This window comes from Bradyrhizobium sp. JR4.3 (assembly GCF_040547695.1).
Taxonomy (GTDB): Bacteria; Pseudomonadota; Alphaproteobacteria; order Rhizobiales; family Xanthobacteraceae; genus Bradyrhizobium; species Bradyrhizobium canariense.
Genome location: NZ_JBEPQF010000006.1, coordinates 119,549 through 140,739, shown reverse-complemented (window position 1 = coordinate 140,739; position 21,191 = coordinate 119,549). Strand labels below are relative to the sequence as shown.

The 21,191-nt window shown below is 62.9% G+C and carries 17 protein-coding genes; 1 reads left to right on the top strand and 16 read right to left on the bottom strand.

The genetic code is table 11. The features are described 5' to 3' along the window. Positions 1 to 204 precede the first annotated feature (204 nt). The 13 genes from ABIB91_RS12590 to ABIB91_RS12530 form a co-directional block, all read right to left on the bottom strand. Positions 205 to 2,337 carry a DNA/RNA non-specific endonuclease gene (locus ABIB91_RS12590; RefSeq protein WP_354127858.1) on the bottom strand — a complete coding sequence of 711 codons (2,133 nt, stop codon included), beginning with the start codon at positions 2,335 to 2,337 and terminating at the stop codon, positions 205 to 207. A gap of 80 nt (positions 2,338 to 2,417) precedes the next feature. Next, entirely contained in the window at positions 2,418 to 3,398 is a 981-nt protein-coding gene (locus ABIB91_RS12585) for a hypothetical protein (RefSeq protein WP_354161208.1), read from the bottom strand. A 717-nt stretch (positions 3,399 to 4,115) separates the two neighbouring features. After that, positions 4,116 to 5,222, bottom strand: coding sequence for a polyamine ABC transporter substrate-binding protein (locus ABIB91_RS12580; RefSeq protein ID WP_354161205.1), 1,107 nt, complete (start codon positions 5,220 to 5,222; stop codon positions 4,116 to 4,118). A 5-nt stretch (positions 5,223 to 5,227) separates the two neighbouring features. Continuing rightward, complete coding sequence (locus ABIB91_RS12575; protein WP_007592485.1) at positions 5,228 to 6,406, bottom strand: aminotransferase; 1,179 nt, start codon at positions 6,404 to 6,406, stop codon at positions 5,228 to 5,230. Positions 6,407 to 6,414: 8 nt separating this feature from the next. Further along, entirely contained in the window at positions 6,415 to 6,741 is a 327-nt protein-coding gene (locus ABIB91_RS12570; protein WP_007592491.1) for a rhodanese-like domain-containing protein, read from the bottom strand. 171 nt (positions 6,742 to 6,912) lie between these two features. Then, complete coding sequence (locus ABIB91_RS12565; protein ID WP_354161201.1) at positions 6,913 to 8,841, bottom strand: potassium transporter Kup; 1,929 nt, start codon at positions 8,839 to 8,841, stop codon at positions 6,913 to 6,915. 140 nt (positions 8,842 to 8,981) lie between these two features. Further along, the gene (locus tag ABIB91_RS12560) at positions 8,982 to 10,880 is read right to left on the bottom strand and encodes a potassium transporter Kup (RefSeq protein WP_354161198.1); all 1,899 of its coding nucleotides are present in this window, start codon (positions 10,878 to 10,880) and stop codon (positions 8,982 to 8,984) included. A gap of 273 nt (positions 10,881 to 11,153) precedes the next feature. Continuing rightward, on the bottom strand, positions 11,154 to 11,984 hold the full coding sequence (locus ABIB91_RS12555; protein WP_007592497.1) for an OmpA/MotB family protein: 831 nt from the start codon (positions 11,982 to 11,984) through the stop codon (positions 11,154 to 11,156). Positions 11,985 to 12,007: 23 nt separating this feature from the next. Beyond that, positions 12,008 to 12,781 (bottom strand): motility protein A, encoded by a 774-nt coding sequence (locus tag ABIB91_RS12550; RefSeq protein WP_007592499.1) that lies wholly within the window; start codon positions 12,779 to 12,781, stop codon positions 12,008 to 12,010. A gap of 357 nt (positions 12,782 to 13,138) precedes the next feature. Beyond that, complete coding sequence (locus ABIB91_RS12545; RefSeq protein WP_007592501.1) at positions 13,139 to 13,858, bottom strand: RraA family protein; 720 nt, start codon at positions 13,856 to 13,858, stop codon at positions 13,139 to 13,141. Between the two features lie 131 nt (positions 13,859 to 13,989). Beyond that, complete coding sequence (locus tag ABIB91_RS12540; protein WP_007592503.1) at positions 13,990 to 14,871, bottom strand: CDP-alcohol phosphatidyltransferase family protein; 882 nt, start codon at positions 14,869 to 14,871, stop codon at positions 13,990 to 13,992. 86 nt (positions 14,872 to 14,957) lie between these two features. Next, positions 14,958 to 15,662: a phosphatidylserine decarboxylase gene (locus ABIB91_RS12535; protein WP_256375820.1), complete on the bottom strand. Its 705-nt coding sequence runs from the start codon at positions 15,660 to 15,662 to the stop codon at positions 14,958 to 14,960. Positions 15,663 to 15,739: 77 nt separating this feature from the next. Continuing rightward, positions 15,740 to 17,695: an ABCB family ABC transporter ATP-binding protein/permease gene (locus ABIB91_RS12530; RefSeq protein ID WP_354127855.1), complete on the bottom strand. Its 1,956-nt coding sequence runs from the start codon at positions 17,693 to 17,695 to the stop codon at positions 15,740 to 15,742. A 203-nt stretch (positions 17,696 to 17,898) separates the two neighbouring features. Here ABIB91_RS12530 and ABIB91_RS12525 point away from each other — a divergent pair, with 203 nt between their 5' ends. Then, positions 17,899 to 18,504: an LOG family protein gene (locus tag ABIB91_RS12525; protein WP_007592508.1), complete on the top strand. Its 606-nt coding sequence runs from the start codon at positions 17,899 to 17,901 to the stop codon at positions 18,502 to 18,504. Here the strand turns inward: ABIB91_RS12525 and ABIB91_RS12520 are convergent. The 3 genes from ABIB91_RS12520 to ABIB91_RS12510 form a co-directional block, all read right to left on the bottom strand. Next, a complete protein-coding gene (locus ABIB91_RS12520; RefSeq protein ID WP_007592511.1) occupies positions 18,501 to 18,875 on the bottom strand; it encodes a VOC family protein in 375 nt (124 codons plus the stop codon). The genes ABIB91_RS12525 and ABIB91_RS12520 overlap by 4 nt on opposite strands. Positions 18,876 to 19,015: 140 nt before the next feature. Beyond that, positions 19,016 to 20,614 (bottom strand): citramalate synthase, encoded by a 1,599-nt coding sequence (gene cimA / locus ABIB91_RS12515; protein ID WP_007592513.1) that lies wholly within the window; start codon positions 20,612 to 20,614, stop codon positions 19,016 to 19,018. After that, positions 20,611 to 21,120 carry a GNAT family N-acetyltransferase gene (locus ABIB91_RS12510; protein ID WP_354161190.1) on the bottom strand — a complete coding sequence of 170 codons (510 nt, stop codon included), beginning with the start codon at positions 21,118 to 21,120 and terminating at the stop codon, positions 20,611 to 20,613. Before ABIB91_RS12510 ends, cimA begins: the two co-directional genes overlap by 4 nt. Positions 21,121 to 21,191: the final 71 nt, after the last annotated feature.

Sequence of the window (21,191 nt, the reverse complement as noted above, 5' to 3'; positions counted from 1 at the left end):
GAACCCGGAATCTCGAGATTCCGGGTCTGGTGCTGACGCACCATCCCGGATGACGGAGAACTCACCGCTCCGGCAGTTCCGCGCCGACTTCGGCCTGAACGACGCGATCCCAGGCTGCGATACAGATCGGACTTGCGCGTTCTTCATCGGCGGCGAGACGTTGAGCCAGGTCGTGCCGGGCCGCAGCCGCGCAGTCGGTCGCAATCAGGCTCCGGCTTGTGCCTTGGCATCGGCGGCCAGAAGTCTTTCATCAAAAGTGACACCTGCAAGCTCGGCAATTTCGGCAAGTGGCCGCTGATACCGAGCATACTGACCGGGGGCAAACTCGATGCCGAAATCGTCGACCACGTTCTTCTGACTAAGAAGGAAGCCGTAGGTTAAGAGCCGCGATCGGCTTCCAGCGTCCTTGGCGGCCACCGCCACAACCTTCCAGAACAGAACAGGGTAAGCGATCGGTCCTGAGCCGAAGTCCGCCGTTGGATCATCGGCGGCGAGGATCGGCCCAGCGATGATGCAAGCCCTCGTATCATCGTGCTGCAGGCTCTTTTGAATATAGGCCTCGAAGCCGCCCCACAGGCCCTTGATGCCGCCGTACGCCGACCCGGGGGACTCACGATTGAAAGCCTGGTGCTGTGGCGTGCAATTCGTCCAATGAAAGGTGTCCGAGTTCGAGAACTCGAGTTCTTTTGCGGTTTCGCCCCAGGCGCTATCCTCGCGGCGAACGATATGTCCACGATCGATCTGCCCGGCAGGCTTATAGAAATCTGGATCGGCAATTTGGAATTTGTTGGGTATCCGCGGATCGGCGACCCAGCGGTCGGTTCCGAAAAATGCCCGACCATTTTGTTTTCGAAGATCGGGATTGTAGTCCACGTTTGCGGCCGACCACATCTGGAGCCGACGAGCTTTATTCATCGCAAGGCTATAGTGGTGATATTTGAGAATTAGGATTTCACCATTTTCCTTGTACATCTCGCCAGACCGCGCGGCCACGATTCCTGGAACGGGTACGACCACGTCAGTACCCAAGAATGCTTCTTGATAACCCTCGCGATCCTCATAGTTCGGATCGAACCGCAACGTCTTTTCGAGGGCGGCGACAGCGGACTCCGCACCCGGCTGTGGCGGAGCCGTTTGCTCCGCATAAACATGGATGGTGACAGGGCCACTAAAATTCATGTTTGTACCGGACATGCTTCTCTCCTCAAATGCCACTCTTTGGGTTAGTAATTGGTTGTTTTCCGAGCCGCCAGAGCTTGCCGCAAAGAGACTGGTAGGAGCGGCTCCCCTCAGCATTTGACTGACATCATCGGCGGGGTCCGTCGTGCCCGCGAGCAGATCGCTTAGGATTTTCGCCTGTTTGGCATCGGTCAATTTGACCTTGCCCAACGCCTGGACGATTGAGCTGATGCGGATACCCTCGTTGGCGACCCAATGAACCTTGTCTTCACCCATATCTTCGGTCCAGACGGAGCCATCGGTTGCGACGATGTCATCGCCCCGCATTTCAGGTATCCCGGCGTGGTGAAGGGCAACTAGTTCCCACGCCTCACTGAAGGCCGGCGATCCTGATGATCCCTCCAAAGTATCGGTCTCGTAATGTAGGAAGCCTTCATCGAGAACGTCGAGCAGCCGGTTGTTCATGATGGCATATTGCTTGCCACCGCCGTCAGGATACTGGATCACCTCAATGGGGTAGCCCTTGAGGACTTTGGACGTTGCCTCCGAGAGCGGGATTGCTCCGAGGCTCTCGATCGGCTCACCCGTATTCGCGATGGGGCTAACCCCGACCAAGGCAAAATCAAGATGATTGTCACAGACAAAGAAGCTGCTGGCATCGATCGCAAACGTCACACCCACCTTGAGACCATGCTCGTCGAACTCGTGCAAGAAATTGGCGCCAGTACCGTGAGACGAGGCTGCATCTGGAAACACGTGACAGTTCGTCAAAAGCAGCCTCGGCGAGACCAGGAACCCCGACGCAAACCCCTCCGGTTGGACCCTTGGATCGACAGAGCTGACGATGCGAGCGACGGGTCGCCCAACCTTGCGGGCCGCCTCGCTCGGTGCCATCGAAATCAAGTCGAGTGTCGGACCAATTTTTCGCTCGATGAAGATTGGAAGTCGGCCTCGTTCGCGGAGATTGGCGGCATGCGCCAGAAGGTCTTGCCGTACGGCAAACCTCGCCTGCCGCATCGGACTGTCCGCCGTGCCCGGCCCCGAACGCGCGATCGTAGCGGCATCGGACGTTCGGCTCTGTGTGCGGGCTTGCCAGCGTTTGGCGGCAGTGCGCACGACTTCTAATCTGCGGTCGCGGGCTCTATCGATTTCAGACATGTCGCCTCCGAAGACAGGTTAGATGTCGCAAGTTTCATTTATGCGACAATCAGAGCGAATGAACCGTAGTGCGCGCTGGATTACCGTGCCGAGACCAAGTTGATATTGCTCGATTTCGGCAAGTCTTCCTTGAGGGTGGCCAAGACGATCGCCGTCGCGGCGAGATCAAGCACCTGAAGCGATCGGTCTTCATCAAGAGCGCCGAGCTGCGGTCGCGGTATGAAAAAGTCTTCACCGTTGAAATTGACTTGTACGGCCGCGACCGGTGGTCCGGGGTTGCCGCGCCTGACGACAAACAAGTTCACCAGATGATGGTGTCCGTCCGGGCCTCCGAGAAGGACCTTCGGCTCATAACCTTGTGCCGAGTAGTTCTGCGCAGCGATGAGTTCGCCCAAGAAATATAGAATGCCTTCTGCCGACCGCATGTAGGTGGATTTGAATTCATAACCCAACAGTCGGTATGTTCTCAGCAAAATCTGAAACTGGTTCATCGAGCAGAATTCACGTGCCGAGTTGACAAATTCGTAGCGTCCCTTCGAGAGGCGGGGCGGCGGACAATTGAATTCGGAATGGTCCTGTAGATATTCATCTTCCGCAATTTGACGGCATATTTCCATGGTGCGCGGATCGGACTCGCGGCATTTGAGGTCCTTCATGCTGCGAGCCTTGGCATATTCTGCAGGTGTCAATTCAACCCGCTGAAAAAGGATGCGCTGAACGACTTCTTCGGGCCACTTCTCTGAATTGAAGTAATCAACGATCTTGCGGCTCAATGGCTGATGCATCGTGCTCGCAAACTGCACATGGTTCAGATTGTTCATCTGGAACGACGTGAACCCTCCTCCATAGGACACGGTAGGATTCAAAGAGTAGCCTGTGAGGGCACTCGGGCTTAAATTGAAAGTACCGTTGGTGCTGCCTGAGAACACCGGACTGGCGGAGACATCGCCGAGCCCCACGAACGACATAGGCGCGCGCTGGCTCGCACGAACGGCATTCAACAGGATTTGCCTATTGTTGGAGTCCCAGATGGCCGCGTCGTAAGCATCGGCCTTGTTCACGAGCTCGGCTCGGGTACAAGCCCCACACAACACGGACAAGAAAACGGATGACAGCACAAATGCACACTTAAACAAAGCAGCCCCCAAACTCCCGACGTTAAATTCACCCCACGATTGAAAGCTCGTACTGTTTCACCTCGGCTAGGTGCCGTCTAGCCTAGGTTGAGCTTTTTCAACGATCCGGTGGGGGCCATGAGACGGTAATTCGGTATTGACGTCGGAGCACGCAAGCTCCTTTGCACAAACTTCTCCTTCGTTGGACGGGGGTTTGCGTATGCGCAAACAGCGGCGCATGACCCCTGGGCTTCGCCGAGACAGCAGTGCGGTCGAGCTTGCCGCGAACACGAAGGTTTATGATCCGTGCTTGTGTTCCAGTGGCAAGAAATTCAAGAAGTTGCTGCGAACGATTGATCGACCTGACGGCTACGCGTCCAGCGCGTCACTTATCTAAGCCCGATGGCCACGATGCAATTTGCCGCTGTTTTGCCGACGAGGCAAATGACCGGAGCCTGTGACGTCACGCGCGTTCGGCCTCCATCGCGCTTCATTTCGCGCCCGCACGCGCGCTGCTTCGGGTCATTGCGCCGGCGCGTCGATTAAGCCAAGCCGCACTACGGCTTGGGCACTGCCAGCGGCGCGCCAGTCGCGATTCTACTGTGATGGGGTTGTTTTGCAGAAAATGACTTGCCGGGTTAATCCCAGCACGACCGCGGCGTCTCACCTTCCCGTCTTCACCCTGGTCCAGAGCCGATTGATAACCCGCTGGGTCGCCGGATCACGCGCCGTGATCACGAACAGCTTTGCGAGCGTCGCCTCGTCCGGATAGATGTTCCTGTCGTTCAGGACCTTCGGGTCGACCAGCTTCTGGCTGGCGAGGTTGCCGTTGGCGTAGGACAGGAAGTCCGTATTCTTGGCGGCCACGTCCGGACGGTAGAGATAGTTGATCAGCTCGTAGGCCTCCCTAACGTTCCTGGCGTCCGCGGGGATCGCGAGATTGTCGAAGAACATCTGCGCGCCCTCCTTCGGGATGGCGTAGCCGATCTCGATGCCGCTTTTGGCTTCGGCAGCGCGGGCGCGGGCCTGCATGATGTCGCCGGACCAGCCGACCACGAAGCAGATCTCGCCGGTGGCGAGCGCGCTTAAATATTCGGACGAATGAAACTTGCGCACGGAGGGCCGCACCTTGGCGACGACATCGGCGGCCTTTTCGAGGTCGGCCTGCTTGGTCGAGTTCGGATCGAGCCCGAGATAGTTCAACGCCGCTGGAAAGATGTCGTCGGCGGAGTCTAACATGTGCACGCCGCAATCCTTGAACTTGGCAAGGTTCTCAGGTTTGAACACGATGTCCCAACTGTCGATCTTCGCATCCGCTCCGAGAATCTGCTTCAGCTTGGCGACGTTGTAGCCGATGCCCGTCGTGCCCCACATGTAATTGGCGGCGTAGACATTGCCGGGGTCGTAGATCGCGAGACGTTCGGTCACCACCGGCCAGGCATTGGCCAAGTTCGGCAGCTTCGACTTGTCGAGCTTTTGGAAGATGTTGGCCTTGATCTGGCGCTGGAGGAAATAGGCGGTGGGCACCACGACGTCATAGCCGGATTTGCCGGCCATCAGGCGCGTCTCCAGGGTCTCGTTGGCATCAAAAGTGTCGTAGACGACCTTGATGCCGGTCTCCTTGGTGAAGGCCTCGAGGACGTCGGGCGCCACGTAGTTCGACCAATTGTAGAAGTTGACGACCCGCTCCTCGGCCCCTGCGGGGGCGGAGAGCAACGTCAGCGCGGCGGCGATCGCGAGGCCAAAACCAAAGCGGCTGACGTTCGTCATCTCTCCTACCTCTTGCGCCCGCGCACCGCGTCCGACAGCCGCTCCAGCGCGGTGTCGAGCGTCTCGTCCTTCTTGGCAAAGCAGAAGCGCACCACCGAGGTCACAGGGTCCTGCTCGTAGAAGGCCGACACCGGAATTGCCGCGACCTTGTAGTCCTTCACGATCCGCCAGCAGAACTCGGTGTCGCTCTCGTTCAGCCCGAGCGGGGACAGGTCGACGGTGAGGAAGTAGGTGCCCTGCGACTTCAGCACCGGGAAGCCGAGGCTCTCCAGCCCCTTGGCGAGACGGTCCCTGCTCCGCGCCAGGTCCTTGCGCATCGACAGGAAATACTCGTCCGGCTTGCCGAGCCCGTAAGCGACGGCGGCCTGGAGGTTCGGCGCGGTGGTGAAGGTCAGGAACTGGTGCACCTTGGCGGCAACGCGCAGCAGCGGCGGCGCGGCGCAGACGAAGCCGATCTTCCAGCCCGTCAGCGAGAAGATCTTGCCGGCAGAGCCGACCTTGATGGTGCGGTCGCGCATGCCGGGGATGGTGATCAGCGGGATGTGCTTGTGCTCGTCGAAAGTGACGTGCTCCCAGACCTCGTCGCAGATCGCGATGACGTCGAACTCCTGGCAGTAGCGCGCCAGCAGCTCGAGGTCCTCGCGCGGAAACACCACTGCGGACGGATTCAGGGGGTTGTTGAAGAGCACCGCTTTGGTCTTTGAATTGAAGACGCTTTTCAGCATGTCCTCATTCAGCCGCCAATGCGGCGGCTCGAGCCGGACCAGGCGCGGAATGCCGCCGGCCTGGCGGATGATCGGCAGGTAGGAATCGTACACCGGCTGGAAGCACACCACCTCGTCACCGGGCTGGACGACGGCGAGGATGGCCGAAGTCAGGGCCTCGGTGCCGCCGGAGGTCACCATCACCTCGCTCATCGGATCGAGCTCGAGACCATGCCAGTGGCCGTAATGGGTCGCGATCGCCTGGCGCAGCTCCGGCAGGCCCATCATCGACGGGTACTGGTTGTAGCCGTTCAGCGAAGCCTCGGCCGCGGCGCGGCGGATGTCCTCGGGGCCGGGATCATCAGGAAAGCCCTGGCCGAGATTGATGGCGGCATTGTCGCGCGCGGCCTGCGACATCGCCTCGAAGATGGTGACCGGAAGGTCCGCGAAGACCTTGTTGAGGGACGAGCTCTTGGACATCGGCGGGGTCAGCCGCCGACCTTGCTGGGAAGACCCGCCGCCTTCCAGCCGAGCATGCCGCCGGCCAGATGCTTGTCGTACGGCAGCCCTGCCGCCTGCGCCGCCAGCGAGGCCGTCACAGAACGCTTGCCCGAACGGCAGGCGAACACGACCTCCTTACCCTCGGGATCGGGGATCGCCTTGGGATCGAAGGTCGAGAGCGGCACGACCACGCCGAAAGGATAGGCTTCGGCCTCGACCTCGTTCGGCTCGCGCACGTCGACGAGGAGATAGCGGCCCTCCGCGACACCCTTGGAGACCTCGTCCGGGGTCAGATCCTGTACTTGATTTGCCACATCATCCTCCAACGTCGCGGGCCGCTGCCGGGGCGATCCCGGCGGCCGGCAACCTCGCCTCTCGGCCGGTGAAAATCAAGCGCTACAAAGGCTTGAGCTGCCTTGCGCAAGTTAAAGCTAAATCGCAGCGACTTGAAGCGCGACCTTCAAATGGAGGATCAGATCGTCGCTTCAGATGGTGACCTGGGTGCCGACCTCGACAACGCGGCCGGAGGGGATCTGGAAATAGTCGGTGGCGTCGTTGGCGGAACGGCTGAGCGAGATGAACAGCCGGTCCTGCCAGCGCGGCATGCCGGAATGGGCGGCCGGCTTGAGCGCCCGCCGCGACAGGAAGAAAGAGGTCGACATGATGTCGAACTGCCAGCCGAGCTTGCGGGCGATCGCCAGCGCCTTCGGCACATTGGGCGATTCCATGAAGCCGAACTTCAGCGTCACCTTGGAGAAGGTCGGCGAGATCTGCTCCAGCTTCACCCGCTCGGCCGGATCGATGCGCGGGGTCTGCGCGGTCTCGATGGTGAGAATGACGTTCTTCTCGTGCAGCACCTTGTAGTGCTTCAGACTATGCATCAGCGCCGTGGGCGCGCTGAGGGGATCGCTGGTCAGGAACACGGCGGTGCCGGGCACGCGCTGCGGCGGCCGCTTCTCCAGCATCGCCACGAGGTCGGCGAGCGGGAATTCGAGCTTGCGCGACTTCTCGAACAGCAGCCGGCTGCCGCGCCGCCACGTGTACATCAGGATGATCATGAGCGCGCCGAGCGCCAGCGGCACCCAGCCGCCCTCGAACACCTTGAGCAGATTGGCGGCCAGGAAGGTGAGGTCGAGAAACAGGAACGGCGCGATCAGGGTGGCAGCCGTGAACGGCGACCACCGCCATACCTTCCAGATCACCACGAAGCCCATCATCGCCGTGACGACCATGGTCCCGGTGACGGAGATGCCGTAGGCCGAGGCCAGTGCGCTGGAGGAGCGGAACAAGAGCACCAGCAGGACCACCGCGACCAGCAGGAGCTGGTTGATGCGCGGGATGAAGATCTGGCCGGAATGGGCTTCAGACGTATGGCGAATTTCAAAGCGCGGCAACAGACCGAGCTGGATCGCCTGACGCGTCAGCGAATAGGCACCGGTGATGACCGCCTGGCTCGCGATGACAGTTGCGGCGGTCGCCAGCACGACCATGCAGCCGCGGAAAAAACCTTGCGGAAAGAGCTGGAAGAACGGGCTGACGATCGCCCCGGGATCGCCGAGCACGAGCGCACCCTGCCCCAGATAGTTCAGCGCCAGCGACGGCAGCACGATGAACAGCCAGGCGGTCTGGATCGGCCGCTTGCCGAAATGGCCGAGGTCGGCATAGAGCGCCTCCGCGCCCGTGACTGCCAGGAACACCGCTCCCAGCGTCACGAATCCGATGATGCCGTGGTGGAGCATGAACGACACCGCGTAGAGCGGGTTCAGCGCCAACAGCACCTGCGGCTGCTGGATGATCGGGTGGATCGCCGCGATCGCGATCACAGCGAACCAGACGCACATGATGGGGCCGAAGAAGGCGGCGACGCGAGCGGTGCCGCGGGATTGCACAGCAAACAGACCGACCAGGATGATCACGGTCAGCGGTACGATGTAGGGCTCGAAGTGCAGGGTGATGTCCTTCATGCCTTCGATCGCCGACAGCACCGAGAGCGCCGGCGTGATCACGGCGTCGCCATAGAACAGGGCGCCGGAAATGATGCCGAGCAGGACGATGGTTGTTCCGCGGGTGCCGACTGCGCGCTGGGCCAGCGCCATCAGCGCCAACGTGCCGCCCTCGCCGTTGTTGTCGGCACGGAGCAGGATCACGACGTATTTGAGCGTCACCACGATGATGAGCGCCCACAGGATCAGGGAGAGCACGCCGAGCACGGCCGCCGGCGTCGGCACCCCCTCCGCGCCGGACGCCGCCATCACCGCCTCGCGGAACGCGTAGAGCGGGCTGGTGCCGATATCGCCATAGACGACGCCGATGCTGCCGAGTGTCAGCGCACCGAAACCGGCGGTGGTGTGGGCGTCGCCATGCCCATTGGCCGCCGCCGTTTCCGGGGCGGAAATCGCTACATCACTTGTCATGGGAGAGCCTGATGGCCTCTAAAAATGCTTCACTGCACAACGGCGGGGAGCGCGGGGCTTATAGGCCTGCGCTACCGGCATAGCCTAGCCCGATTTTGGGGCTTAGGTATGCAATTTGGCATGTCTCTGCCAATCGCCGCTTAGATGGTGACCTGGGTTCCGACTTCAACCACCCGGCCCGTGGGAATCTGGAAATAGTCGGTGGCGTCGTTGGCGGACCGGCTCAGCGCGATGAACAAATGGTCCTGCCAAAGCGGCATGCCGGACTGCGCCGACGCCTTCAGCGAGCGCCGCGACACGAAGAACGAGGTCGACATGATGTCGAACTGCCAGCCCTGCTTGCGCGCGATCGCGAGCGCCTTGGGCACGTTCGGCTGCTCCATGTAGCCGAAGCGCAGGCGGACCTTGAAGAACTTGTCGCTGATCTTCTCCATCCGGAAACGCTCCGACAGATCGACCCGCGGCGTATGCGCGGTCTCGATGGTCAGGACCACGTTATGCTCGTGCAGCACCTTGTTGTGCTTGAGATTGTGCAACAGCGCGGTCGGCACGAAGGAGGGATCGCTGGTCAGGAACACCGCGGTGCCCTTGACGATGTGCGGCGGCCGCTTCTCCAGGCTCCGGATCAAATCGTCCAGCGGCACCTCGATGCGGCGCGTTTTCTGGATCAGGATCGCGGATCCTCGCCGCCAGGTCCAGATTGTCCCGGCCATGATCGCGCCGAACAGCAGCGGCACCCAGGCGCCTTCAAGCAGCTTCAGAAGATTCGCGCTGAAGAAACTTATGTCGACCACGACGAAGGGCAGGATCACCGCTGCGGCCGTCGCGGCGCGCCAGTTCCACAATTTCCAGATCACGATGAAGCCCATGATGCCGTCGGCAACCATGGTGGTGGAGACCGCAATACCGTAGGCCGAAGCCAGATTGCTGGGGGTGTGGAACAACAGCACCAGCAGCATCACACCGATCAGGAGCAGCCGGTTGACACGCGGCAGATAGATCTGGCCGGCGTGGGTTTCCGAGGTGAAGCGCACCTCGAAGCGCGGCAGGAGGCCGAGCTGCACCGCCTGATAGACCAGCGAATAGGCCCCTGTGATCACCGCTTGGCTCGCGATCACCGTCGCCGCGGTCGCAAGCCCGACCAGCGGCAGCACGAAGTGCTCGGGGACCATGCGATAGAAAGAGTGCTCGATCGCGCTGGGATCGGACAGCACCAGCGCGCCCTGCCCGAAATAGTTGATCAGGAGCGAGGGCAGCACGAAGAACATCCAGGCTGACTGGATCGGCTTGCGGCCGAAATGGCCCAGATCTGCGTAGAGCGCCTCACCGCCGGTCACCGCGAGGAACACCGCGCCCAATGTCACCAGGCCGATCGTGCCGTGCGACAGCAGGAATTGCAGCGCGTAATAGGGATTGATCGCTGCCAGCACCGACGGATCGTCGGCGATGTGAACGACGCCCAACACGGCAAGAACGGTGAACCAGACGACCATCACCGGCCCGAAGGCCGAGGCCACCAGCGCCGTCCCCTTGCTTTGGACCGCGAACAGCAGCGCCAGGATGAGCACGGTCAGGGGAACCACATAGTGCTCGAAGGCGGGCGTGGCGAGCTTCAGACCCTCGACCGCCGACAACACCGAGATCGCCGGCGTGATCATGGAATCGCCGATGAACATGGAGGCGCCGACCACGCCGAGCGCCATCAGGAACCAGCTCCGCCGCCCGAGCGCGCGCTGGCCGAGCGCCATGAGGGAAAGCGTGCCGCCCTCCCCGTTGTTGTCGGCGCGCAGCAGCAGCAGCACGTATTTGGCGGTGACGACGATCAGCAGCGCCCAGAGGATCAGCGAGAGCACGCCGAGCACCATAACCCGCGAGACCGGCTGGCCATGGGCGGCACCCCTGACGGCCTCGTGGAATGCGTAGAGCGGCGACGTGCCGATGTCGCCGAAGACAACGCCGATGCTCCCGAGCGTCAGGCCCCAGAAACCAGAGGTGACCGGCCCGTCCTGAGCTTCGGTCGATGTGATGCTCGCCGTCATATGAAACTGGAACGCTTCTGCCCGAGAATTGATCCGGCGCCTTTTGACGGTTCCGGCGCCCCTGTCAATCGGCACATCACCATAGCAGGCGCCGGGACGGATGCTGTGACGGCGCAGCAACGGTCGTCGCCCACGCGACGACATGCCTCAGGTAAGATGGTGGCACAAGAGCCCAAAGCCTTTCCGTTCCCGATTGAACGGGAATTGGCTCTACATCCTTGTTTTGTCGCGCTTTCTTCGCGCGAAACAGGGCCCGCTTCGCTCGAATGCGCCCTACGGCTTCAGATTCGGCGGCAGCGGCGGATCTTCGCGCATCAGGGTGATGGTCACCCGCCGGTTGGCCGCGAGCGAGGGATCGTCCGGAAACAGCGGCTGGGTGTCCGCCTTGCCGGCGACGGCGAAGACATGGGCGGCCGGCAAGCCCTCGCGTTCGAGAATCTGACGCACGGCATTGGCGCGATCGGCCGACAGGTCGAAGGCGCCGTAGTCGCTGCGGGTCGGCACGAATCCAGCCGCGGTATGGCCGGCGATGGAGACGCGCAGCGGCGTCGCCTTGAGCGGAACAGCAAGCTTCTCGATCAGGCGACGGGTGCGGTCATAGGGCACCTTGGAGCCGTCGGCGAACATCGAGCGGCCGTCCTGGTCCACGATCTCGAGGTTGAGGCCCTGCTTGGTCTCCTCGAACATGATGTGCTTGGACATCTCGGTCAGTTCCGGCATGTCCTGCAACGCCTGGCGCAGCGAGGCCGCCGCCAGTGCAAAATTCCGGTCGACCTTGATCTTCGCGCCCGAGGTGCGGTCACGATCCTCCTGGTCCGGCGTCGGCGTGTTGGAGGAGTCCTCGGGCTGAATGTGATCGACGTTCTTCAGCCGAGGGCGGGTCGGCAGCCCGTCGGACTCGACGATGCCGGAATAGCGCGCTTCGGTCTGGACACCGAAGGCGTCGCGCATGGAGCCTGCGACGACCTTCAGCTTGTTGGCATCCTGGGTCGAGAACGCGACGAGCATCACGAAGAAGCTCATCATCAGGCCCATCAGATCGGCGAAGGTCACGAACCAGCCGTGACCGCCTCCGTGTGAATCGCCGCGCTTCTTCTTGGCCATGTGTCAAATCCCGACGCGCGGCCTCAGGCCGGCACCGGCTCGCCTTCGGCGTGGCGGTGCTTCTCGGGCAGATAGGCCAGCAGCATTTCGCGGACCAGCGTCGGGCTCTTGGAGTCGCGGATCATCAGGATGCCGTCGATGATCAGCGTGCGGTTGGTCTCTTCGTCCAGGAGCTTGCCATGCAGCTTGTCCGCGATCGGGATACAGAACAGGTTGGCGACCAGCGCGCCGTAGAGAGTCGCGAGCAGCGCGGTCGCCATGAACGGCCCGAGCTTTGACGGGTCGGTCATGTTGGCGAACATCTGCACCATGCCGATCAGCGTGCCGACCATGCCGAAGGCAGGCGCGCAGTCGCCGATGGCGCGGTAGATCTTGCTGCCTTCGTCCAGATGCATCAGGAAATTGTCGCGGTCGCGCTCGAGATTGTCGCGAATGAAATCGAGGTCGTAGCCGTCGGCGACGTAGCGGATGCCCTTGGCGAGGAACGGCTCGTCGGTCTCGACCTTTTCCAAACCCACCGGCCCCTGCTTGCGGGCGATCTCGGCGATGCGGGCGAGTTCGTCGACCAGATCATGCGCTGACAGACGGCTCATCGTGAAGGCAAACTTGGCGCCGAGCGGCAGGCCGTGGATCAGCGTCGAGAGCGGAAAGCGGATCATGGTCGCAGCCGTCGAGCCGCCGAAGATGATGATCATCGCATGCTCGGAAATGAACATGTGGAGATCGCCGCCCAGCAGCATCATCGTCGCGATGACGACAATGCCCGCCACGAGCCCGATGCTCGTCATGATATCCATGGGAGACTCCAACGCGAACGCAACAACGGCCGTCCTGGCCGATGGCGCGGCCCAACCCCGAACCGCATCGGAAACCCTAGTGAGCCGCGATTAAAGACGCGTAAAGGTTAAGTTGAGCCGGCGCGCCTGGCGGCCGCAGCGTGCTGAAAGGCGCCGGCTTTTGCCGACTGCCGACACGGATTTCAATATTTTGCTAACCATACGGCGGCCCCGCACCGTCACCCAACGCGGGACGCGCGCGAAGTCCTCGGCTGCGCTGCCGCGGTGTTTGGCGAGCCGGATCAGGCCGCCTTGTTCCTGACGGAACAGGGCAGCCAGCGAGCGACGTCGCAGCCTTAGATCGTTCCGGTCCCGCCGCTAGTGGATCTCCGCCGAACGCTTCAGTGCGGCCTTCAGCTTCTCCAGCGAGAAGTCGGGGCTGCGGGCGATCTCGAGGATCGGCGTCTCGCGGCGGCCGCAGAGCTCGGCTGCCTCGGGCAACTTTGCTGCGATGTCGTGCGGGATCACGATGGCGCCGTGCAGATCGGCGTGGATCAGATCGTCCGACTTCACGGTCATGCCGGCAACGCGCACCTCGCCGCCAAAGCTCTCGGCATGCACCCATGCATGCGACGGGCCGATCGAGCCGGCCAGTGCCTGGAAGCCCGGCGCCCATTGCGGGATGTCGCGGATCGAACCGTCGGTGATGACGCCGAGGCAGCCGAGCGCCTTGTGCACGTTGCTCTGCACCTCGCCCCAGAACGCGCCGTAGCCGACGTCGGGACCGTCGATATCCTGGATCACCGAGATGCGCGGACCGTGGCCGGTACCGACATATTCGTAATAGTCGATGCGGCGCTTGGACTGCTCTTCCGCCGGTAGCGAGTTTTTCAGCACCGAGCGGATCGCGACCGTGCGGGCATAGCCGACGATCGGCGGCAGATCGGGAAATGGGCAGACCAGCGGCTTGGTGGTGTAGCCGATCAGCCGGCGCTCGGGCGCCACGATCTCCATGGCATTGCAGATCGTCGGCGTGTCATAGCGGCCCAGCGCTTCGAGGACGGAAGCGGGCAGCGGCCCGGTCGCGATATTCGTCACGGCGTTCTCTCCCAGATTGGCGGCCGCTGTTGGCGCGGTGCCGCCGTCACCAGGCGATATAGCCGAGATCGGGCCTCAACCCAACTCAGGGCACCTCATGGCAGATATCCAAGTCTTGCTGCTTAAGTGGCTCAGTGCAGCCGGTCAGGCCGGTCGTCGTCGCGCGGCGGCTCCGACAGGTTTGCCAGCGTCGGTGCCGACGGCGGCGACGAGACCTCGCCTCCCGCCGGCGCCGTGGCTTCCATCGCGCGCGCCTGGTCGCGATAGGATTTGTAGCCGAGCGGCAAAGCGAGCAGATACAGCACCGTGCCGATCGACAGCACGTGCCAGGGATAGGCGATCAGGATTGCGATGAAGACGATCACCGCGACGAACGCGGGCAGCACCAGTTCGGGCGGCACGCGCATGCGCTTGGTCTTGCCGGAGAACACCGGCAGGCGCGACACCATCAGGAAGGCGATCAGCAGCGTATAGGCAGCCGTCACCGCCGCAGGCAGCCGGCCGAGATCGAGGAACGCGACATAGATCGGCAGCAGCACCGTGATCGCGCCCGCCGGCGCCGGCACGCCGGTGAAGAAATTGGCGGCGAAGGCCGGCTTGTTGGGATCGTCCATGGTGGCATTGAAGCGCGCCAGGCGGAGGCCACCGGAGATCGCGAACACCATGGCGGCGATCCAGCCGGCATTGCCGAGTTCGTGCAGCTGCCAGAAATACAGCATCAGGCCGGGCGCCACGCCGAAATTGACGAAGTCGGCGAGGCTGTCGAGCTCGGCGCCGAACTTGGACTGCCCCTTGATCATGCGCGCGATGCGGCCGTCGATGCCGTCGAGTGCCGCCGCAAACACGATGGCGTAGACCGCGAGCGACATCCGCCCCTCGATCGAGAGCCGGATCGAGGTCAGGCCGGCGCAGATCGCCAGCAGCGTGATGACGTTGGGCACCAGCATGCGCACCGGGATCGGGCGGAACCGCCGGCGGCGCACATCAGGATCTTTGAAGTCGTAGGGCGTCATGGCTCGTCCTCACCTTGGGGCGAGATATAGCAAGCCGCGTTCCCCTCCGCCATTGCGGCGGAAGACCCTTCGGGCCGACTTAATGGTTAATTGGAGCGGTAGGCGCGGCTCGGGTCGTCTCCGGCGAGATCGGCCAGAATCGTCTCGCCGGCGATCGCGGTCTGGCCTTCCGAGACCAGCGCCCTGGTGCCCAGCGGCAGATAGACGTCGAGCCGCGAGCCGAAGCGGATCAGACCGAAGCGCTCACCGGCGCCGATTGCCTGCCCCTCTTTGACGAAGCAGACGATGCGCTTGGCGACGAGCCCTGCGATCTGGACCACGCCGATCCGCGCCGTCGGCGTCGTGATCGCCAGCGAGTTGCGCTCATTGTCCTCGCTCGCCTTGTCCAGCTCGGCATTGATGAACAGGCCGGGACGGTAGGCGATACGGTCCACCCGGCCCGTGATCGGGCTGCGGTTCACATGGCAGTTGAACACGCTCATGAACACCGAGATGCGCGGCAGTGGCCGGTCGCCGAGCCCGAGCTCGGCCGGCGGCAGCGCCATGGTGATCATCGAGACGCGGCCGTCGGCCGGCGACACCACGAGCCCCTCGCGCACAGGAGTCACACGCACGGGGTCGCGGAAGAACAGCGCGCACCACACGGTCAGGATGGTGCCGATCCACCCCAAAGGCGACCACAGCCAGAACAGGACGAGGCTTGCCAGCGCAAAGCCGCCGATGAAGGGATAACCCTCCTTGTGGATCGGCGGGATCTGACGCTGGATCGAATCGAGAATGGACATCGCTATCTGCCGCTCAGGGTTGATGGCGCAGGTCGTCCCGCGCGGTGGTGTTGTTTAGGCCAGAGTTGGGACCTGAGACAAGGTCACTCCGCCGCCGCAGGCGTCGTCAGGACATCGGCGACCGGCGGTGGCTCCCGGTTGGGCGCCTCGTCAGGGTCGGCCATCCTGGCCAGTTTCTCGCGCGCCGCCTCGGCCTCGCGCTGCCTGTTCCACATGCTGGCGTAAAGCCCCTCCTCCGCGAGCAGTTTCGCGTGGGTGCCGCGCTCGGCGATGCGGCCCTGGTCCAGCACGATGATCTCGTCGGCGCCGACGATGGTCGAGAGCCGATGGGCGATCACCAGCGAGGTGCGGTTCTTGGCCACGCGCTCGAGTGCGCCCTGGATCTCGTGCTCGGTGTGGGTGTCCAGTGCGGAGGTCGCCTCGTCCAGCACCAGGATCGGCGGCGCCTTCAACACGGTGCGCGCGATCGCGACCCGTTGTTTTTCACCACCTGACAGTTTCAGGCCGCGCTCGCCGACCTGGGTCTCGTAGCCTTTCGGCGCCATGCGGATGAAGTGATCGATCTGCGCCAGCTGCGCTGCCTGCTCGACCTCGGCATCGCTGGCGTCCCAACGGCCGTAGCGGATGTTGTAGCGGATGGTGTCGTTGAACAGCACGGTGTCCTGCGGCACCATGCCGATGGACGCGCGCAAGCTCGCCTGCGTGACTTCGCGAATGTCCTGGCCGTCGATCAGGATCTTGCCGCCGGAAATGTCATAGAGGCGAAACAAAAGCCGCGAGATGGTCGACTTGCCCGCACCTGACGGGCCGACGATCGCGACCGTCTTGCCGGCCGGCACCTCGAAGCTGATGCCCTTGAGGATCGGACGGGACGGCTCATAGGCAAAGCGCACGTCCTCGAAACGCACATTGCCCGCGGAGACCACCAGCGGCTTCGCGCCCGGCGCGTCCTTGATCTCGGCCTCGCGTCCAAGCACGTTGAACATCTTCTCGATGTCGATGATCGCCTGCTTGATCTCGCGATAGACCATGCCCATGAAATTCAAGGGCTGGTAGAGCTGGATCATCATGGCGTTGACCAGCACGAAATCGCCGACCGTGTTGGTGCCGTTGCGCACGCCGATCGCGCACATCAGCATGGTCGCGGTCAGCCCCAGCGTGAAGATCACGGCTTGTCCGGTGTTGAGCACGGCAAGCGAAGTGTAAGCCTGGACGCTCGACTCCTCGTAACGCGCGACCGATCGGTCGTAGCGCTGCGCCTCACGGGTCTCGGCGCTGAAATATTTGACGGTCTCGTAGTTGAGCAGCGAGTCGATCGCCTTGGTGTTCGCCTCGGTGTCGGCATCGTTCATCTTGCGGCGGATGCCGATCCGCCACTCGGTCGCGATGTAGGTGTAGTACATGTAGACCGCGACAGTGACGAGGGTCGCGAGCACGTAGCGCCAATCGAACTGCCACAGCAGCACGGCCATCAGCAGCGAGACTTCGACGATGGTCGGGATCAGCTGCAGGATCACCATGCGCACGATGACCTCGATGCCCTCGCGGCCGCGCTCGAGCACGCGCGTCAAGCCGCCGGTCTTGCGCTCCAGGTGGAAGCGCAGCGACAGCTCGTGCATGTGGATAAAGGTGATGGTGGCGAGCTTGCGCACCGCATGCATGGCAACGCGCGCGAAAATACCGTCGCGCCATTGCGTGAGCACCGCCATCACGATGCGCATCACGCCATAGCTGGCGGTCAGCAGCAGCGGCGAGGCGATCACCCAGAGGTGCCAATTGTCGGCCTGAACCGGCGCGGTGTTGGCGCCGGTCAGCGCGTCGGTCGCCCATTTGAAGCTGAAAGGAACCGTCAGCGTGATCAGCTTGGCGGCGAGCAGCAGCACCATCGACCAGACCACGCGCATCTTCAGGTCGAAGCGGTCGCCCGGCCAGATATAGGGCCACAGATGCGCCAGCGTGCCCATCAGCGTGGCCCGCTCCAGCGGCCCCCCGGCGGGATCAGGAACGTTGGGGCCGGCGGGCAATTGAGCTTGGTCCATCAAGAAGCCTGAAAAAGCCCGTGGGATGCGGGCTGCGTTGCTATTAAGGATTTTCGATTGTCATATAGAGCCTTACCGATGCCCATGCACCCCGCCAGATGGCGAATCTTCGATTGTTCGCCGTCGTTTACCGGTAGATTTCCGGAAGTCCCGAATCACCGATTGGGCTTGACGCCTCTCCGCTGCAATGCATCATGGCACCAATGAGCACGATCAAAACCGTCTGTGTCTATTGCGGCTCCGGCCCAGGAACCAATCCCCGTTTCACCGAAGGCGCCAAGGCGTTCGGCAAGGCGCTCGCCGAGAACAACATCCGCCTCGTCTACGGCGGCGGCTCGCTCGGCCTGATGGGCTCGGTCGCGACCTCCGTGCTCGATCACGGCGGCACTGTCACCGGCATCATCCCCGATTTCCTGCGGATGCGCGAAAACGCGCTGACGCGCGTGCAGGAGATGATCGTCACCCCCGATATGCACGAGCGCAAGCGGCTGATGTTCGAACGCTCCGACGCCTTCGTGGCGCTGCCGGGCGGCGTCGGCACGCTGGAGGAACTGGTCGAGCAATTGACCTGGAAGCAGCTCGGACGTCACGCCAAGCCGGTGCTGCTGGCCAACATCGATAATTTCTGGGAGCCGCTGTTCTCGCTGCTGTCGCACATGCGCCAGACGGAATTCATCCGCGCCGGGCTTTCGGTCGACATCCTCAAGGCCGATCGGATCGAAGAGATTTTGCCGAAGCTGAAATCGGCGGCAGCGCAGATCGAAGATGCGGAAAAGCAGATCGCCCCGGAAATGGCGCGCAAGCTCTAGTCCGCAGGAAACGTCACCGCCTCGATCCGGTTACCATCGGGGTCGAGGACGAAGGCTGCGTAATAACGCACGCGATCGTGCGGGCGGATACCCGGCGAGCCGTCGGACACGCCGGCGGACAGCGCCGCGGCGTGAAATGCATCGACCTCGGCGGTCGTCTTGGCCCGCAGGCAGATATGCACGCCGCTCTCCGGCGGCACGTGCGGCATGCCCTCGCGCAGATTGATCCAGAATTCGGGATAGGCCTTGCCAAAGCCGATCGTCCGCGGCCGCGTGACGATGCGCGTGAGTCCGAGGGCCCCGAGCGTTGCTTCGTAAAATGTCGCCGAACGTTCGAGATCGCTGACGCCGACGGAGATGTGGTCGATCATGCCTTGGTCCCTCCTCACCCCCAGCTGTCATTGCCCGGCTTGACCGAGCGATCCAGTATTCCGAGACACCAGAGAGCTACGGAGAAGCCACGGTGTACTGGATACCCCGCTTTCGCGGGGTATGACAGCCATTGTGGGTCCTACGCCGGCGCGCCCGACTTCACCAGCTTGTAGATCACCGAATCCATCAGCGCCTGGAACGAGGCGTCGATAATGTTGGGGGACACGCCGACCGTGGTCCAGCTGTCGCCGTTCTCGTCCTCGCTCTCGATCAGGACGCGCGTGACCGCGCCGGTGCCGCCGTTGAGGATACGCACGCGATAGTCGATCAGCGTCAGGCCTTCGATATATTTCTGGTACTTGCCGAGATCCTTGCGCAGCGCGACGTCGAGCGCGTTGACGGGACCGTTGCCTTCGGCCGCCGAGATCAGATGCTCGCCGGCGACGTTGACCTTGACCACCGCCAGCGCCACGGTGACGCGCTCGCCATGCGAATTGTAACGCTGCTCGACATTGACGTCGAACTGCTCGACCTCGAAATAATGCGGCACCTTGCCGAGCGTGCGCCGCGCCAGCAGCTCGAACGAGGCGTTGGCGGATTCATAGGCGTAGCCTTGCGCCTCCCGCTCCTTCAACTCCTCGACCAGCCGCGATAGTTTCGGATCGCTCTTCTCGTAGGCGATGCCGGCGCGGTCGAGCTCGGCGATGACATTGGAGCGTCCGGCCTGGTCGGACACCAGCACCTTGCGGTGATTGCCGACCAGTTCCGGCAGGACGTGTTCGTAGGTCTGCGGATCCTTCAGCACGGCGGAGGCATGGATGCCGGTCTTGGTGACGAACGCGCTCTCGCCGACATAGGCTGCATGCCGGTTCGGCACGCGGTTGAGCATGTCGTCAAGCGTGCGCGACACCTTGACCAGAGTTGCGAGCTTCTCCGCCGTGACGCCGATCTCGAAGGCGTCGGCAAACTCGGCCTTCAGCTTCAAGGTCGGGATCAGCGAGCACAGATTGGCGTTGCCGCAGCGCTCGCCGAGGCCGTTCAGCGTGCCCTGGATCTGCCGCGCGCCGGCGCGCACCGCAGCGAGCGAATTCGCCACCGCCTGCTCGGTGTCGTTATGGGCGTGGATACCGAGATGATCGCCGGGGATGTGCTTCGTCACCTCGGCAACGATCGCTTCGATCTCGTTGGGCATGGTGCCGCCGTTGGTGTCGCACAGCACCACCCAGCGCGCGCCGGCGTCATAGGCAGCTTTCGCGCAGGCGAGCGCGAAACCGGAATCCTCCTTGTAACCGTCGAAGAAATGCTCGCAGTCGAGCATCACCTCGCGGCCGGCGGCCTTCGCCGCCGCAACGCTGTCGCGGATCGACGCGAGGTTCTCCTCCTTCGTCGTCTCCAGCGCAACGCGCACCTGATAGGCCGACGACTTCGCCACGAAGCAGATCACGTCGGCTTTTGCCTCAAGCAGCCCGGCCACGCCGGGATCGTTGGAGACCGAGCGCCCCGCCCGACGTGTCATGCCGAACGCAGTGAAGCGCGCATGCGAAAACTTCGGCTTGGTGCCGAAGAACTCGGTGTCGGTCGGATTGGCGCCGGGATAGCCGCCCTCGACATAGTCAATGCCGAGTTCATCGAGCATCTGGGCAATGATTTGCTTGTCGGTCAGCGTGAAATCGACGCCATTGGTCTGCGCACCGTCGCGCAGCGTGGTGTCGAACAGATAGAGACGCTCCTTGCTCATTGCAGCGCTCCCGTCGCGGGTCCACTGCCCAGCGTCTTCTGCATGGTGGTGTTGGCCAGCCACTCGTCGTTGACGGTGATGCTGTTGCGCTGCATGGCGACATAGCCGCGCTTGGCGAAAAAGCCCTGGGCGTTGTCGCTGGCGTCGACCGTCAGCTTGTCGGCGCCGCGGCCGCCCGCAAGCTTTTCCAGCGCATCGACGAGCATCGTCGCCAGGCCCTGCCCGGCCACCGCCGGATGCACATAGAGCATGCGAATATGATCCTTGCCGCGCAGCGAGGCAAAGCCCACCGGTGATCCCTCCAGCGTTGCGATCAGCGTCAGGTCGGAGGCGAGCCCCTTGCCGAACTCTTCGTCCTCCGCCGCCGCCATCCATGCTTGCTGCTGCGCTTCGCTATAGTCGTCGCCGGTCAGCTCTTCGATGCTGGCGGTGAAGATCGCGGCGAGAACCGGCACGTCCTCCGGCAGGAAGGGCCGCAAGCCGGGCTTTGGGAGTGCTTGTGCCATCGTCTTTACCACATCCCATAGAGTTTCAGTGCCAGCGCCACGGCGGCGCCGAGCAGCAGGATTTTCAGCGC